We start from the raw sequence: 15,767 nt of genomic DNA, 5'->3' as shown, positions 1-15,767 counted from the left end.
GGGTCATCGCTTGGGTCATAGTCCGAGTCATAGCCCGGGTCATAGCCCGGGTCATAGCCCCATCTCATAGCCCCATCTCATAGCCTCAGCTTTGCGCTGGACCGCAACGCCAGCAGCAGCACGCCGGCCGACGCCGCTGCCAACGCGGCCAGCATTGCGCCTTGCCCGGCGGCATCCATCAATACCCCGGCCGCCAGCGGCACCAGTATGCGAGTCAGCGAGAACACGCTGGATTGAATGCCATAGTCCAGCGCCTGCAAACCGGGCCGGGCGTGCGCCATCATCAGGCTGAACACCAGCGCGGCGGTGGCGCCCATGGCGGCGGCGATGCCCATGGCGCAAGCGATCAACACCGCGGGCGGCGCATGCAGCGTGACGGCGGCGGTCAGCGCAAGCAGGGCGGCGCAACCGAACGCGGCATGCCCAGGCACGGTCACGGCGGGACGCCAGCGCTTGCTGCCGCGAGCCGACGCCGCGCTGGCCAGCGCGCCGACTCCGCCACCGGCCACGCCGACGAGCCACGCCACGCGCTCCGGCGCCAGCCCCTGATCCAGCAGCAGCGGCTTCAAGAAGAACCACCCCGATCCGATGAACGGAAACAGCAATGCCAAAAGCGGCAGCCAGCGGCGCGTGTCATCACGCTTGAAGTAGGCCACGACCCGCTCGGTGTTCAGCGCCGGCGCATCATCAATGCTGCCGCCGTCTTCCCTGACGAACGCCGTCAACACCGCGCCCAGCGCCAGCGCGCCCGCCATGATCGCGAAGGGCGCCTGCCAGCCCCAGCGCGCGTGCGCCACCAGCATCAGACCGCCGCCCGCGATGGCGCCCAGGCATAGCGCCATCGACCGGATGCCACCGGCCCACGCGCGGCTGGATGCGGGCAGTACGCGAATCGCCAACGCGTTGACCGGCACGTCGGCCCAGGTGCCGGCCAGCGCCGCGGCCGTGGCCAAAGCGAACAGCACGCGCTTGTCATCCAGCAAATCGCGCCAGCCCAGCGCGCACAGCACCGCTGCGTAGATCAGCAGCAAGGCGACGGCCCAGCCGCGGTAGCGGGAGCAGTGGGTGCCGAACGAGCCGCTTGTGCCGCTGGTGCCACTTGTGCCGCTCGTGCCACTTATGCCGCTTGTGCGACTTGTGCCGCGCCTGCCGCGCCCCGCCCGTGGCCGGTCCAGCGGCAGCGCCAGCAGGAACTTGAACACGGTGGGCAGGCTGGCCAGTTGGAACAGGCCGATGGCGGTGCCGGACCAGCCGTGCTGGCGCAGCACCAGCGGCAAGCCCAGCCACAGATAGACGCCGGGTGCAGTCAGCGCCAGATTCAGCCAGCCGAACAGCGCCTGGCGCAAACCGTTGCGTAACGACGGACTCATGCGTGCGCCTTGCGAGCCGTCAATACGTGTACGGGCGCCATCGGGAAACGGTCGGAATCAAAGCCGCGGATGTCGGTGAATCCGCTATCCACCAGCGCCTGATGCAATTCGCCTGCGCGCGTGACGCGCCGGCCCAGCAGCATCATCGGCAGGTAGTACGGCAGCACGCGGGCGGCGGCGTGGGCATCCGCAGGCACTTCGGCGTGCACCATGACCAACTGCCCGCCGGGCGCCAGCGCATCGTGCATCTTGCGCAGCGCGGCGGGCGCGTCCGGCAGGAAGTGCAGCACCGACGAGCACCAGATCAAGTCGTAGCCTTGGCCGATGGGGTCGGCGGCGAGGTCGCCGCCGATCACCGTCATGCGCTCGGACAAACCCGCAGCAATGATGTTCTCTTGCGCGACGGCAGCGGTCTCGGGCCAGTCGAACACCACGCCGGTGGCGTCCGGCCAGCGTTGCACCAGCGATATCCCGATCAGACCCGGGCCGCCGCCCAGGTCCAGAATGCGCCGCGCATGGGCGGCGCCGGGCACGCACGCCATGGCATGGCCGGCGGCGGCGACGGCGATGGCGCGTTGTTCCTGGGCGATCTGCACGCGCGCGGCCTGCGCCCAGCCGGTGGCGTTGGTTTGCACGTACGGTTCGATGGGCGGGCCGTCCGCCCGCAATTGATCTCCCATCTGTTCGCTGAAATGCGTGAGCGCGCGGCGGCGATAACGCCACGCGTCGCCGCAGTAGTCTGGCTGGCCCGGGCAGAAATGTTTGCGCGCTTCCGGCTGGCACAGGTATTGCACCGGGTCGCCGTCGATGCGGTGCAGCAGGTCCAGGCTCCACAGCATGTCCAGCAGATGCGCGGTTTGCGCGGGGCGCAGCGCCAGCGCATGGGCGACGTCGGCGGCGCTGGCCGGTTCTGTCAGGCGGTCAAGCAGGCCGAGCTCCAGCGCGGTGTCCAGCGCGGCGGCCTGGATGGGGGCGGCGGTCAGGTCCCAATAGCGCTGCATGGGGTGGGAAGTGTGCGGGTTCATAAGCGTCCTTGTTAGATGCGCCAGGTGAAGCGCATGCCGACTTCGCGCGGCGGGCTATACACGGTGACGATGCCGTTCTGATAGCCCACGGCGTCGTAGCGGCGGTTGGCGAGGTTATTGACGTAGGCCGAGATTTCCATCTGCCGCACGGTGACGCCGGCCGCCAGGTTGACCAGGCCGTAGCCGTTGCGGGTGTAGCGGTTGGCGGCGTCCAGGTACACGCGGCCGGTGCCGGTCAGTGACGCTTGCGCGTACCAGCCGGCGGGCGCGTCGTAACGGGCGCTGATATAGCCGTTGATGCGTGGCGCGAAGGGGTTCTGATTGCCGCTGTAGTCGGCTGCACCGTCCATGAAGCTTGAGAAGCGCGTGCGGTTCAGGCCAAGCCCGGCTTGCATCGACCAGCCATCGCCCAGCAGGTATTCCAGTTCGAATTCCGCGCCGATGGACCGCGCCGACGCCGCGTTGGTCACGTAGACGAGGCCCGGCACGGGCATCTGCTGCACCTGCATGTTCTTCACGCTCATGACGTAGAAGGCGCTGGAATAGCGCAGCCGGTTGCCGGGCAGCCACCCCTTGGCGCCGATTTCGTACGAGCGCAAGGTTTCGGGTTGATAGGCCGCGTAGTTCGCAGCGGGCGAGAACACGTTGAAGCCGCCTGCGCGAAAGCCGTCGGAAACGGACGCATAGACTTGCTGGCGCGGCGCAAAGGCGTATTGCAGGGCGATGCGGGGCGTGGCGCGGGTCCAGTCGGCGCGGCGCGCGTCGGCGCCTTGCGGGCGGAATCGGACGCGGTCACGTTCGATGCGCGCGCCGGCTTCAAGCGTCCAGCGCTCGGCCAGCGGCACGGTCCAGTTCGTGAACGCCGCGGTGGAGTTGCCGCGCAGGTTGACGACGCTTTCGGTCAGGCCCATCGGCATCTTTTGCGTGTTGCGCAGGTCGTGGTCGTCGCCATCGGCGTACAGGCCGACCAGCCAGTGCGTGCGGTTCCAATCGCCTTCCAGCCGCAGCTCTTGCGACACATTGCTGAACTCGTGGTCGCGTGCAATGTGCAGCAGGTCGGCGGGCAGAAAATCGGTGTCTTGCTGGACGCGGTCGCGGAAGTTGTTCCACGCCGTGACGGATGACAGGCGCAGCCCGGTATCGAAGTCGTGGCGCACGGCCAGCGACGCGCTGCGGCCGATGGAATGGTTCCAGCTGGGCGTGCCAGAGGCCACCGTGTCGGGCGGCGCGGTGGGTGAACCCCACAAGGCCGCGCCGTCGCGGTAGTCCACCTGCGCGTAGCGCAGCGTGGCGTCGGTGTGGGCCGACGGCGTCCAGCGCAACGCGATTTTGCCGTTGCGCAGTTCGCGGTCGTCTTCGCGTTGGCCGGTGTAGGTGTTGTCGATAAAGCCGTGCTGGCTGCGCCAGGTGCCGGCCACGCTGGCGTACAGGCGGTCTTCAACCAGCGGGCCGCTTAGATCGAAGCGCATGACGCGCAAGTCGCGGCTGCCGATCTCGGCGGACACCTGGCCGCGCAAGGTGTTGTCGGGCTGGCGCGTGTGGATGTTGATGACGCCGGCTTCGGCGTTGCGGCCGTAAAGCGTGGACTGCGGGCCGCGCAGCACTTCAACGCGGTCAATGCCCAGCAACTGGTCGTCATAGCCTTGCGCCGTCAGGGTTGGCACGCCGTCCACCACCAACAGCGTTGAGGTCGAGAACGAAAAGAAATTGGCGGAAAGCCCGCGCATCACGGGCGAATTGACGCCGGCCTGGCCGAACGGCTGGAAGCTGAGGCCGGGTGTGATGGTCTGCAAGGCTTCGACGTTGTGGATGCCTTGGGCGTCCAACATGTCGCCGTCATACACGGACAGGCTGGACGGCACATCTTCCAGCGCGCGTTCCTGCTTGTCGGCGGTGACGGTGATGGCGGGCAGTTCGGCGGACGGCTGCGCGTGCGCGGCGGGGGCGGCGAGGGCGGTGGGCAGGGCGGTCAGGCAGAGCAGCGCCCAGGCAAGGGGCGTAAGACGGGCGGGAGGGGGCATCATCGGGCTTCCAGTGCGGACTTCAAGAGCGGGCTTCACGAGCGGGCTTCACGAGCGGACTTCACGAGCGGACTTCAACGCGGGCTTCTCGTGCAAATTTCTCGGCCGCTTATGTTGTGCAGCCGTCCCCAACGATGGTATTTCTTTATGAGAACAACTATCATTCACATCCGTATGCATTCCGGAGCCTTCCGTATTCAAAACGGATAACGCCTCATGTCCATCCGTGTTTCTTCCTTGTTGGCCCAGCCCGGCGCGAGCCCGCGTGCGGGTTGGCGCCGCCTTGCCTTGCCGTCGGATCTGGGTGACTGCCATGCGGATCGGATGGAGCTGGACGACGGCCTGACGCTGGTGCATTCGCAATACACCCCGTCGCGCGACCTGATCGAAGAGAACGCTGCCGGGTATGGCGCGCGCACGCTGGTGATCACCTTGGCCATGCAGGGCGTGTCGGCCTACCAGGGCGCTGACGGCGCGGCGCTGGATTTTCGGGGCGGCACCACCACCGTCACGACGTTTCAGCGCGCGCAAGGGGAACGCCGCTATCTGGGCGGCGCTACGGTGTCGCAGCTGCGGCTGCTGGTGGGGGAACAGGTGCTGCGCCGTTACGCGGGCGACGCGCGCGCGGAAAGCCTGCTGGGCGAGGGCCGCTTGCGGCGCCTGTCGCACGGCAAGACCACGGCGGAACTGATGGCGTCGGCCCAGGAATTGGCGTCAGGGGAAGACCCGCTGGATGCGCATATCCGGGCGCTGACGTTGTTGTCGCGGCAATTGCGCGGGCTGGAACCGATGCCCGAAGCGGGCCGGCTCAGCCAGGCCGATATCGGGCGCCTGGAAGCCGCGCGCGCGTTGATGCAAACGCAGATGGACCGCGAACTGACCGTGCAGTATCTGTGCCTGTCGACAGGGCTGAACGAGTTCAAGCTGAAAGAAGGCTTCCGCAAGCTGTACGGCACCAGCCCGCATCGCTTGCTGACCGAACTGCGCATGCGCCGCGCGTGGGAATTACTGGAAACGGGCTGCCAGGTGGCGCAGGCGGCGTATCGCGTGGGCTATCGGCACCCGGCCAATTTCAGCGCGGCGTTCACGCGGTTTCATGGGCGCACGCCGAAATCCGTGTTCGGCAAACGGCGCGCTTGATCCCGCCGCGACACGCTTTCCCACACGGCTACGACCATCATGATCAGCGTGGTCAGGCCGCCCACCATCAGGTTGTCGGTGACGAACGACACGGGTGCCAGCACCGCCAGCAACACCAGCCCCACCACGTGCGACAGCGGAAAGCGCGCATACACCACCGTCTTGTAGATGGCGTTACCCACCAGGTACAGCGCCGGACCGCCGATCAGCGCGGCGGCGGCGGGCGTGGTGATGCGGCCATCCGGGTGCAGAATGACCAGCTCGTTGGCCACGGCTGACACGATCACACCCGCAATCAGAATGACGTGCACATAGTGGAAATACGCGCCGATACGCCCCGGGTCGTTGGAGTGCACGATGGCCTCGCTGCCGTCCTTGCTGCTGGTGTCGAAGTACACCCACCACATGGCGGCCGTTCCCAGGAAGGCGACCAGCAGCGCAATCAAGGTGGGGATGTCCCAATGCGGGTGCTCGCCCAGCGTGGCGCCCGTGATCAGCAGCGTTTCACCCAGCGCCACAATCACGAACAACTGGCAGCGTTCGGCCAGGTGGCCGCCTTCGATCGTCCAGTCGCGGGTGGTCGACCGCCCCATGCCGGGCAGCCGGAAGCCGATCATCGGCGAAATGTATTCGCAGGCCACGGCCAGTATCCACAGCGCCAGCCGCCATTGCCCCGACGCAAGACCGCCCGCAATCCACAGCACGGCGGAAATGCTCAACCAGCCCAGCATGCGCCGGAAGTTATCGGCCAGCGGATGGTTGCGGCCCAGGTGCAGCACGATGAAGACCGTGCGGCCCACCTGGATCAGCGCATAGCAGATGGCGAAGATCAGCCCGTTTTCGCCGAATGCGCCGGGCAGCACGGCGGCGGCGATCAGGCCTACCAGCATCACCGCGAACAGCATGATGCGCATGGGGATGGCGTCGGGATTGAACCAGTTCGTGACCCAGCAGGTGTATTGCCACCCCAGCCACACGGCGAACCACAGCACCAGCGTTTGCACCGCGCCCAYCAGCGTCAGGTCGTGCAGCAGGCTGTGCGACAACTGGGTGACGGCAAACACGTAAACCAGGTCGAAGAACAGCTCGACGAAGGTGACGCGGGCTTCATGGCCGTCGCGGCGGCGTAGCAACGTGGCGCTGGCAAGAAATGTCATGGCGGGCGCTTCCTGTGGAATGGAGCGCTGCCAGATTACTGCAAGGTTCGCGTGGAAGAATGCAAAAGATTTAAAAGCTGTGGGGCGTTTGCCGCGTCACTGCGTCAATCTGCCGCCGCTTAGCATCCAACGCGTTCCAAACCGGTCGATGAGCGCCCCGTAGGCTTCCGCCCAGAACGTTTTTTGCAGCKGCATCGTGACGTTGCCGCCGTCGGCCAGTTGTTCGAACACGCGTTGCGCGTCAGAAACGGTGGGGTAGACCAGCGCCAGCGCCATGCCTTTTTTGCCGGGGTAGGGGTGGCCTGCCGTGGCGTCGCTGGCCAGCAGCGTTTGTTCGTCCAGGGCCAGCCGGGCGTACATGATGCGTTCGGCGTCGTCGGGCGACAGGGCCGGCATGGCGGCGTCGGCGGGGGCGTCGGCGTAGCGGATCAGGGCCTCGATGCGGCCGCCCAGCACGCGTTCATAGAAGTGCATGGCGTCGGCGCAGTTGCCGTCGAAGCTGAGGTAGGCGGAGAGTTGGGGCATGATGTTTCCCGTGTGGGGACCGGGCCGTGGCCGATCTATGATGGAAGGCCCGATTCACGCTGCCGGCGGGCCTGGCGACTGCTTGCACTGTAGCTTGCCCCGCGCATTTTCGGCCCTGAACGGCCTTAACCCATAGGAACCACGGCATGAGCACGGTCAAATTGTTATCGGACGATGAGGTCCGCAAGCACCCGGAAGCCTGGGCGGTGTTCGAAGATATCCGCGCAACCCGCAAGTCGGATTTCGTCAACAATTTCTGGCGCGCGCTGGCCAATGACCCGCCGCAATTGCAACGCGTGTGGGCGCAGCTCAAGCAGGTGATGATGGCCGACGGCGAACTCTCGCCGCTGGTGCGGGAAATGATCTACATCGCGGTATCCACCGCCAACGGCTGCTCGTACTGCGTGCATTCGCACACGGCCGCCGCCCGGGCCAAGGGCATGACCAATGGCCAGCACGCCGAACTGCTGTCAGTGATAGGCATGGCGGCGCAAACCAATGCGATGGTGACGGCCATGCAAGTGCCGGTGGACGCCGCCTTCGACGTCACGTAGGAGACAGCCATGGCGCTGATTCCGCTGTTCCCCTTATCCAATGCGCTGTTTCCCGCCGGCGTGCTGCACCTGCGTATTTTCGAGGTGCGCTACCTGGATATGATCCGCCGCTGTATCGCGGAGGGCAGCGAGTTCGGCGTGGTGGGCCTGCTGGCGGGCAGAGAGGTCCGCACGCCCGAGGGCGTGGAGACCCTGGCGCCCGTGGGCACGATGGCGCGCATCGCGTCATGGGAAGCCCCGATGCCCGCCTTGCTGCAAGTGCGCTGCGTGGGCACGAGCCGTTTTCGGCTGCTTTCCAGCGAGGTGGCAAAATACGGCCTTTGGATGGGCCAGACCGAGCCCATCGCCGACGACCCGCCCACGCCCGTGCCAGCGGCCATGCAGCCCAGCGCCGATGCGCTGGGGCGTCTGGTGGCCCAATGGCAGCAAGAGGGCGTTCCCGCTGAAAGGATGCCGCTGGCGCCGCCGTACCGGCTGGATGACAGCGGCTGGGTGGCAGACCGCTGGTGCGAGATGCTGCCACTGCCGCCGGACGACAAGGCCGTGTTACTGGGCCTGACCGACCCCGTGGCGCGGCTGGCGGCCATTCAGGATCTGCTGCGCGGCCAGGGGCTGACGTAGCGGAAGTTGGCAAGAAACCTATTGGACATCATGGATATCAGGATTGACGAGGGCCTGCGCGCCTATATAGACCCTTTGACCGAAGACGAGCACGAGGCGCTGGAACGCAGCCTGCTGGCTGAAGGGTGCCGCGACGCGCTGGTGCTGTGGGGCGATCTGCTGGTGGACGGCCACAACCGTTACGCCATTTGCAAAAAGCACGGCATCGAATTCCAGACGCGTCAGAACACGGCGTTCAAGTCGATGGAAGACGTGCATCTGTGGATGATCGAAAACCATCTGGGCCGGCGCAGCGTGTCGGACTTCCAGCGCGGGGTGCTCGCCTTGCGCAAGAAGGAAATTCTGCTGGCGCGCACGCCGCCCGAAGGCAGTGCGCCGGCTGACGCTGCCGCCGCCGACGGCGCTCCGGCTGATGGCTCGCCGCCTTGGGACGAAGACGAAGCCGGGGCGTCCTGCGCCGACAATGCCCCGCGCCTGCCGCCGAATATCTCGTGGACGCCGCCCGTGCCCAGCCGTCAGGCCTTGGCGCGCGCCGCCCGGATCAGCAGCAACACGCTGGGCCAGATCGAAAAAATCCAGAAGGAAGCCGCGCCGGAACTGGTGCAGGCGGTGAAAGCGGGGGCGATTTCGATCAACGCCGCAGCGGCGGTCGCGTCCTTGCCGCCCGAGCGTCAGGCCGCCGCCGTCGCCGGAGGCAGGAAAGAGCTGCAACAGGCCGCGCGCGAAGTGCGTCTGGCCAAAGCCCCGCCGCCCCGCGAAGCGCCGCCCGAGGTGCCGATTGAAAGCATCGAGGACCTGCCCGCCGAGGTCGCGCGCCTGCGTGGCGTGCTGACGCGTGTGACCGAGGAACGCGATCAGTTGAAAAAGAAAGTTCAGAACCTGACGGTGGCGTTGGCGGAAGCCCGCCAAGCCATCAGCGGCGGCGACGACTGAATGGGCAATCACGAATAAGGGAATACCCTAATCGCTGTTATGTACGAATAAAATTCCTGGATCGCTGGGAATTTATATCGTTTTGAGGAAAGGCATGAGGGGCTTTGTAATGCATGTTCGCTTAATCGCCTCACGCATTTACCCCTGACTTTCCTTATGAATCCCATCGGATACCGCATTCTTTCCCGGCCCGCCCAGGCCGTCGCCGCTGACGTGCTGGCGGGCTTTGCCCAGATTGGCTCGGCCCAGATCAGCGACTGCATGAACCGCCTGTATGGTGTGTCGGGCCTGCGCCCGATGCATGCCGCCACGCGCCGCACCGTCGGCCTGGCGCTCACCGTCAAGACCCGCCCCGGCGATAACCTGATGATCCACAAGGCAATTTCGCTGGGTGGCGCGGGCGACATCATCGTGGTCGACGGCTCGGGCGACACCAGCAACGCGCTGGTTGGCGAACTGATGATGATGGACGCGCAATCGCGCGGCATCGAAGGCTTCGTGATCGACGGCGCTGTGCGCGACTTCGACGTGTTCGCCCAAGGCGAATTCGGCTGCTTCGCGCGCGCCGTGTCGCACAAGGGGCCTTACAAGGATGGCCCCGGTGAAATCAATGTGCCCGTGTCCGTGGGCGGCCAGGTGGTCAACCCGGGCGACGTGGTCGTGGGCGACGCCGATGGCGTGGTGGTGATTCCCGCCGAACACGCCGCCGCGGTGCTGGCCCTGGCGCAGAAGAAGGAAGCCGACGAAGCCGTGGCCAAGGAAAAGCTGCGCGCCGGCACCTACACCAAGCCCTGGCTGGAAAAGACGCTGGCCGAGAAGATGGGAGCCACCAAATGAGCATCGTTGCCGACCGCATCAAGCGCATCAAGCTGTCGCCCAGCGTTGCCGCGCGCGCCATCATCGCTGAACTGCGCGAGCAAGGCCGCCGCATCATCGACCTGACGATTGGCGAGCCGGACTTTTCTACGCCGGAACATATCCGCCAGGCCGCTACTGCCGCCATGAACCGCGGCGAAACCAAATACCCGCCGGCCCAAGGCACGGTTGCGCTGCGCAAGGCCGCCCGCAGCCATTTGCTGGAGGCGACGGGCGTGGACTACCCGGTGTCGCAGATCATCGTCAGCACCGGCGCCAAGCAGGTGATTTTCAATGGCCTGGCCGCCACGCTGAATGACGGCGATGAAGTCCTGATCCCTGCGCCGTTCTGGGTGTCGTACCCGGACATGGTGCTGGTGAACGGCGGCGTGCCCGTCGCCGTGGAAACGTCGCCCGCCACCGATTACAAAGTCACCCCGGACGCGCTGGAACGCGCCATCACGCCGCGCACCAAGTGGCTGATGATGAACGCGCCCAGCAACCCGACGGGCTCGGTCTATACCGCCGACGAACTGCGCGGCCTGACGGACGTGCTCAAGCGCCATCCGCACGTCTGGCTGATGACGGACGATATCTACGCCCGCCTGAATTTCACGGGCGAAGCCACCGTGCATCCGCTGCAAGTGGCGCCGGAACTGGCCGCCCGCACGCTCGTCGTGAACGGCGTGTCCAAGGCTTACGCGATGACCGGCTGGCGCATCGGCTACGGCGCGGCGCCTGACGAATTGATCAAGGCGATGGCCATTCTGCAATCGCAAAGCACGTCGGGCGCGTCGTCTGTGAGCCAGGCGGCGGCGCTGGAAGCGTTGTCAGGCCCGCAGGACTGCGTGGCCGAATTCGCCAAGGTGTTCCGCGAACGCCGCGACCTGGCGATTGCCGAATTGTCCGGCACGCCGGGCTTGGCGATTGTTGTGCCGCAAGGCGCGTTCTACGTCTTCCCGGATTGCTCGGGCCTGTTGGGCAAGAAGACGCCTGCGGGCGACGTGATCGCCACCGACACCGACCTGACGCATTACCTGCTGCGCGAAGCCGGCGTTGCCGTCATCGACGGCCATGCTTACGGCGCGCCGGGCACGTTCCGGCTGTCGTTCGCGGCGTCGCTTGATGACATCAAGCAAGGCTGCTCGGCCATTCGCGACGCCTGCGCCAAGCTGGCCTGAGCCCGCGCCGCGCCCATTCATTCAGTTCGACCACCACACAAATCAGACAAGGGGAATCACGCATGAAACGCCACTCTCTCTTCGCGGCCTGCCTGGGCCTGGCCACGCTGACGCTGGGCGCTGCCGCCCAGGCCGATCAGATCGACGACATCAAGGCGCGCGGCGAACTCGTCTGCGGCACGCTGGGCACGTCGCAGCCGTTCAGCTTCCAGGACGGCGCCACGCGCCAACTGGTGGGCTACGACGTGGACGTGTGCAAGCTCGTCGCCGACAAGCTGGGCGTCAAGGTCAGCTACAAGCTGCTGTCGGTGGCGGCGCGCGTGCCGGAATTGAATGAAGGGCGCGTGGATATTCTGGCGGCCAACCTGGGCTATTCGCCCGACCGCGCCGAACAGATCGCGTTCAGCCACGCCTACTACGTCAGCCCGCAAAAGCTGCTGGTGCGCAAGGATTCGGGCTTTGACAGCATTGAAGCCCTGAACGGCCGCCGTGTTGGCGCCACCAAGGGTTCCAGCTCGGAACGCGAAATCAAGCGCATTCTGGACAAGTCCCAGGTCATTGGTTACGGCGACAGCTCGGCCACGTACCTGGCCTTGCAGCAAAAGAAGGTGGACGCGCAGTTTGCGTCGGAGCTGGTGCTGGCGCGTCTGGTGCTGCAAAGCCCGCCGACGGCGCCCGTCACCGTCATCGCCAAGTCGGTGTTTGACGAGCCGTGGGGCCTGGGCGTGCGCAAGTCCGAACCGCGTTTCCTGCAAACGGTGAACCAGGCGCTGGACGAGGCCGAAAGCTCGGGCGCCGCGGCCAAGCTGTTCGACAAGTGGTTCGGCGCAGAAACGCCTTACAAGCTGGAACGCGGTTTCAAGATCGGCCCCATCGCCGGCTGAAGCGCGAACCCCAGCGCGGATCTCGGCCAGAACCGGTATGAAGGCCCGTATTTAGGCCCGTGTTTAGGCCCGTGTCTAGAGGCCCGTACTAGGCCCGCATCTAGGCCCGTATCCAAGGCCCGTATCCAAGGCCCGAATGCCCCGTCACGGTTTCCGGCGTCTGCCCAGGCGGGCGGTTGGAAACCGTGACGTTTGGCGTGGTCCGCGCGATTGTTGGAGATTGACTGCTTTATGAGCCTACTTGACGCTTCCCAATACCAGCTGCTGCTCAGCGGCATGGCCATCACCGTGCAACTGTTCCTGGTTGCCTGGGTGCTGGCGTTTTCCATCGCGGTGACGCTGGTGGTGGTGCGTGCGACCAATCTGGCGCCGTGCCGCTGGGTGGTCGACGCTTATGTGGAATACCACCGCAACGTGCCGCTGCTGGTGCAGGTGCTGTTCTGGTATTTCGGCATGCCCGAACTGCTGCCGGAAGGCGTGCGCTTGTGGTTGTACGACCATAACGCCGAGATGTCGCTGGCGGCGATTGCGCTGGGGCTGGGGTCGGCGGCCTACATCGCCGAAGACATCCGCAGCGGCCTGCGCGCCATTCCCGGCACGCAATTCGAAGCGGCGCGCGCGCTGGGCGCGAGCTATCTGCAATGCATGCGCTTCGTGATCGTGCCGCAAGCGCTGCGCATTTCCATTCCGCCGCTGGCGGGCCGCGCGCTGCTGCTATTCAAGAACACCAGCGTCGCCATGGCGATTGGGGTGATGGAGCTGACCTACCAGGCGCGCGAGATCGAAAACGAAACCTATCGCACCTTTGCCACCTTCGGCGCGGCGACGATCATGTACCTGCTGGGATCGTTCCTGATCATGGCGCTGGGATCGCGCATCTACGCCCGTTATCGTCTGAATCGCGGAGGCCACGGTGCTTGATCTGCTACTGCAATACTGGCCGACGCTGCTGGTCGGCCAATACCCCAACGGCCCCTTGGGCGGCCTGGCGCTCACGCTGATTCTGGCCGCGCTGGGCTTGGCGATGTCGATGCCGCTGGCGTTGTTGATCGCGCTGGCGCGTGTCAGCCCGTTTGGCTGGCTGCGCGTGGCCAGCAAGGCGCTGGTCAACGTGGTGCGCGGCATGCCGCTACTGATGCTGATCTTCTGGGCCTACTTTGTGGTGCCCAAGTTGACGGGCCAGGTCGTCAGCGGCTTCTGGACCCTGATCTTCGCGCTGGTCGTCTATGAAAGCGCGTATCTGTCGGAGGTGATCCGGTCGGGCATCGAAGCCGTGCCGCGCGGCCAGATCGAGGCGTCGCGCTCGCTGGGCGTGGGCTATTGGACGACGATGCGCAAAGTGGTGCTGCCGCAAGCGCTCTTTAACGTGCTGCCCAGCATGACCAGCCAGTTCGTGTCGACCATCAAGGAAACGTCGCTGGGCTATGTCATCAGCGTCAATGAACTGACCTTCGCGGCCAACCAGGTCAACAACCTGGTGCTGACCCAGCCGCTACAGGTGTTCGGCATCCTGGCCATCATCTATTTCCTGGTGTGCTTCAGCCTGAGCCGCGGCTTGAGCTGGCTGGACCTGCGTATCCGCCGCTCGCGCGCCATGGCTTAAAGGAACAAACATGATCAAGCTTGAAAAAGTGAACAAGTGGTACGGCGCGCATCACGTGCTGAAGGATGTGGACCTGGCGGTGTCGCGGGGCGAAGTGCTGGTGGTGTGCGGGCCGTCGGGCTCGGGCAAGTCGACCATGATCCGCACGATCAACCGGCTGGAGCCCATCGAAAAAGGCCGCATCCTGATCGACGGTGCAGACATTTATCAGAAGGGCGCCAACCTGAACGCGCTGCGCCAGAAAATTGGTTTCGTGTTCCAGCAGTTCAACCTGTTTCCGCACATGAGCGTGCTGGAAAACGTGCTCTTCGCGCCGGTGAACATCCGCAAGCAATCCCGCAAGGAATCGGTGGAACTCGCGAAAAGCCTGCTGGATCGCGTGGGCCTGGCGCACAAGATTGACGCCTACCCGGGGGCGTTGTCGGGCGGCCAGCAGCAGCGCGTGGCCATTGCGCGGGCGCTGGCCCTGCAACCGCCGGTGATGCTGTTTGACGAGCCCACCAGCGCGCTCGACCCGGAAATGGTCGGTGAAGTGCTGCAAGTAATGAAGGGCTTGGCCAAGGACGGCATGACGATGGTGTGCGTGACCCATGAAATGGGTTTCGCGCGCGACGTCTGCGACCGCGTGGTCTTCATGGACGGCGGCGAGATCCTCGAAATGGACACGCCCGAGCGCTTCTTCAGCGCGCCGTCGCATCCGCGCGCGCAGCGCTTCCTGGCCGACATCCTGCATCCGCGCGGCTAAGGCCGGGTCGGACAGCGCGGCGGCGATGGTAAGGTGAGGGTTTCCATGCGTTTCGCATCGACCGCCGCGATGTACACCCTTAAGCAGCTAGAGGCTTTTTACTGGAGCTCCGAACTTGGCAGCTTCAGCGCATCTTCCCGAAAATTGCACACCACCCAATCGGCGGTGGCCAAGCGGGTGGGCGAACTGGAAGCTTTTGCCGGTTCGCCCTTGTTTGAACGCCGCGCCAAGAAATTGCTGATGACCCCGCAGGGCCGCAAGCTGTTCGAACTGGCGCGCGAAATGCTCGACTTGAACAGCCGCATCGTGCAGAACATGGCCGACCCGGCCAGCTTCGAAGGCGTGGTGCGGCTGGGCGTGACCGAACTCGTCGGCATGACCTGGCTGGCGCGGCTGATCAACCAGATCAGCCTGCGCTACCCGCGCGTGCAACTGATGCCGGAAATCGATGGCGGCATCACGCTCTACGAACGGCTGGAGCAAGACCAGCTGGACCTGGCCATCATGCCGGGCCCGTTCTGGAGCTATCAGTACGACTGCACGCACTTGGGCGCGGTCACCAACGTCTGGATGGCCAGCCCTGCGCTGGATATCGATTTTTCGGCACAGCTGACGCCGCAGGATCTGGCGCCGTATCCGGTGATCTCACAACCCACGAATTCCGCGTTGTCGCATCTGTATGACGCCTGGTTCGCCGAGCAGGGCCTGCCGGTCAAGCGCGTGCTGACGTGCAATAGCTTGGGGATGATGGCGCAGCTGACCATGCTGGGCCTGGGCATCAGCTATCTGCCGGGGGCGTATTTCGCGCCGCTGGTCGAACGCGGCGCGCTCTGCCAGCTGAACGTGCAGCCGGACTTGCCGACCATCAATTACTACGCGGTGCACAAGAAAAATATCGTCAACCCGATCGTGTCTCGGGTGATCGATATTGCGCGCGAGGAATGCGCGTTCGAAGTGGCGGGGGCATTCCTGCCCCACGTGCCGCCCGCGGCCATGAACGAGGCATAGCGCGAAGCGCTGGGCGAGGGCTTGGGCGACGGGGCTTGGGCGAGTCGGCTTGGGCGAGTCGGCTTGGGCAAGTCCAGCGCGAAACTTGGGCAAGCCTAGCGGCGTTGGGCAAGCCTAGCGGCGGGCCGGGCTCGGCGCCGGCCCC

The 15,767-nt window shown here is 65.4% G+C and carries 16 protein-coding genes; 11 read left to right on the top strand and 5 right to left on the bottom strand.

Going from position 1 to position 15,767, the window contains the following annotated elements; all coding sequences use genetic code 11:
• Positions 1-77: 77 nt before the first annotated feature.
• The 3 genes from AC1DB0_RS01345 to AC1DB0_RS01335 are packed head-to-tail and all read right to left on the bottom strand — an operon-like array spanning position 78 to position 4,416.
• Positions 78-1,370 carry an MFS transporter gene (locus tag AC1DB0_RS01345; protein WP_476756769.1) on the bottom strand — a complete coding sequence of 431 codons (1,293 nt, stop codon included), beginning with the start codon at positions 1,368-1,370 and terminating at the stop codon, positions 78-80.
• The gene (locus tag AC1DB0_RS01340) at positions 1,367-2,395 is read right to left on the bottom strand and encodes a methyltransferase (RefSeq protein WP_476756770.1); all 1,029 of its coding nucleotides are present in this window, start codon (positions 2,393-2,395) and stop codon (positions 1,367-1,369) included. The genes AC1DB0_RS01345 and AC1DB0_RS01340 overlap by 4 nt, the downstream gene beginning before the upstream one ends.
• A gap of 11 nt (positions 2,396-2,406) precedes the next feature.
• Positions 2,407-4,416, bottom strand: coding sequence for a TonB-dependent receptor (locus tag AC1DB0_RS01335; RefSeq protein ID WP_476756856.1), 2,010 nt, complete (start codon positions 4,414-4,416; stop codon positions 2,407-2,409).
• 216 nt (positions 4,417-4,632) lie between these two features.
• Between AC1DB0_RS01335 and AC1DB0_RS01330 the strand changes: the two genes are divergently transcribed.
• Positions 4,633-5,556, top strand: a complete 924-nt coding sequence (locus AC1DB0_RS01330; RefSeq protein WP_054421576.1) for a helix-turn-helix transcriptional regulator — start codon at positions 4,633-4,635, stop codon at positions 5,554-5,556.
• On the opposite strand, the gene AC1DB0_RS01325 is transcribed toward AC1DB0_RS01330, so the two are convergent.
• Together AC1DB0_RS01325 and AC1DB0_RS01320 are read right to left on the bottom strand one after the other, a co-directional pair.
• Positions 5,511-6,713 (bottom strand): low temperature requirement protein A, encoded by a 1,203-nt coding sequence (locus AC1DB0_RS01325; protein ID WP_476758577.1) that lies wholly within the window; start codon positions 6,711-6,713, stop codon positions 5,511-5,513. The genes AC1DB0_RS01330 and AC1DB0_RS01325 overlap by 46 nt on opposite strands.
• 96 nt (positions 6,714-6,809) lie before the next feature.
• Positions 6,810-7,238, bottom strand: coding sequence for a VOC family protein (locus AC1DB0_RS01320; RefSeq protein WP_476758576.1), 429 nt, complete (start codon positions 7,236-7,238; stop codon positions 6,810-6,812).
• A gap of 146 nt (positions 7,239-7,384) precedes the next feature.
• Here AC1DB0_RS01320 and AC1DB0_RS01315 point away from each other — a divergent pair, with 146 nt between their 5' ends.
• From AC1DB0_RS01315 to AC1DB0_RS01270, 10 genes are all read left to right on the top strand, one after another.
• On the top strand, positions 7,385-7,792 hold the full coding sequence (locus AC1DB0_RS01315) for a carboxymuconolactone decarboxylase family protein (protein WP_054421581.1): 408 nt from the start codon (positions 7,385-7,387) through the stop codon (positions 7,790-7,792).
• Positions 7,793-7,801: 9 nt separating this feature from the next.
• Positions 7,802-8,413: an LON peptidase substrate-binding domain-containing protein gene (locus AC1DB0_RS01310; RefSeq protein WP_054421583.1), complete on the top strand. Its 612-nt coding sequence runs from the start codon at positions 7,802-7,804 to the stop codon at positions 8,411-8,413.
• A gap of 30 nt (positions 8,414-8,443) precedes the next feature.
• Entirely contained in the window at positions 8,444-9,346 is a 903-nt protein-coding gene (locus tag AC1DB0_RS01305) for a ParB N-terminal domain-containing protein (protein WP_476756771.1), read from the top strand.
• Between the two features lie 156 nt (positions 9,347-9,502).
• The gene (locus AC1DB0_RS01300; RefSeq protein ID WP_476756772.1) at positions 9,503-10,183 is read left to right on the top strand and encodes an RraA family protein; all 681 of its coding nucleotides are present in this window, start codon (positions 9,503-9,505) and stop codon (positions 10,181-10,183) included.
• Complete coding sequence (locus tag AC1DB0_RS01295; RefSeq protein WP_427951923.1) at positions 10,180-11,382, top strand: aminotransferase class I/II-fold pyridoxal phosphate-dependent enzyme; 1,203 nt, start codon at positions 10,180-10,182, stop codon at positions 11,380-11,382. Before AC1DB0_RS01300 ends, AC1DB0_RS01295 begins: the two co-directional genes overlap by 4 nt.
• A gap of 62 nt (positions 11,383-11,444) precedes the next feature.
• Positions 11,445-12,266, top strand: coding sequence for an ABC transporter substrate-binding protein (locus tag AC1DB0_RS01290; protein ID WP_054421589.1), 822 nt, complete (start codon positions 11,445-11,447; stop codon positions 12,264-12,266).
• 231 nt (positions 12,267-12,497) lie between these two features.
• The gene (locus tag AC1DB0_RS01285) at positions 12,498-13,187 is read left to right on the top strand and encodes an amino acid ABC transporter permease (protein WP_476756773.1); all 690 of its coding nucleotides are present in this window, start codon (positions 12,498-12,500) and stop codon (positions 13,185-13,187) included.
• Positions 13,180-13,869 (top strand): amino acid ABC transporter permease, encoded by a 690-nt coding sequence (locus AC1DB0_RS01280; protein ID WP_054421595.1) that lies wholly within the window; start codon positions 13,180-13,182, stop codon positions 13,867-13,869. The genes AC1DB0_RS01285 and AC1DB0_RS01280 overlap by 8 nt, the downstream gene beginning before the upstream one ends.
• 10 nt (positions 13,870-13,879) lie before the next feature.
• On the top strand, positions 13,880-14,614 hold the full coding sequence (locus AC1DB0_RS01275) for an amino acid ABC transporter ATP-binding protein (protein WP_175169082.1): 735 nt from the start codon (positions 13,880-13,882) through the stop codon (positions 14,612-14,614).
• Between the two features lie 45 nt (positions 14,615-14,659).
• The gene (locus tag AC1DB0_RS01270; protein ID WP_156336407.1) at positions 14,660-15,622 is read left to right on the top strand and encodes a LysR family transcriptional regulator; all 963 of its coding nucleotides are present in this window, start codon (positions 14,660-14,662) and stop codon (positions 15,620-15,622) included.
• Positions 15,623-15,767: the final 145 nt, after the last annotated feature.

The organism is Achromobacter sp. 10T422, assembly GCF_056394065.1.
The sequence above is the reverse complement of the archived record's forward strand: the minus strand, read 5'-3'. Positions and strand labels throughout refer to the sequence as shown.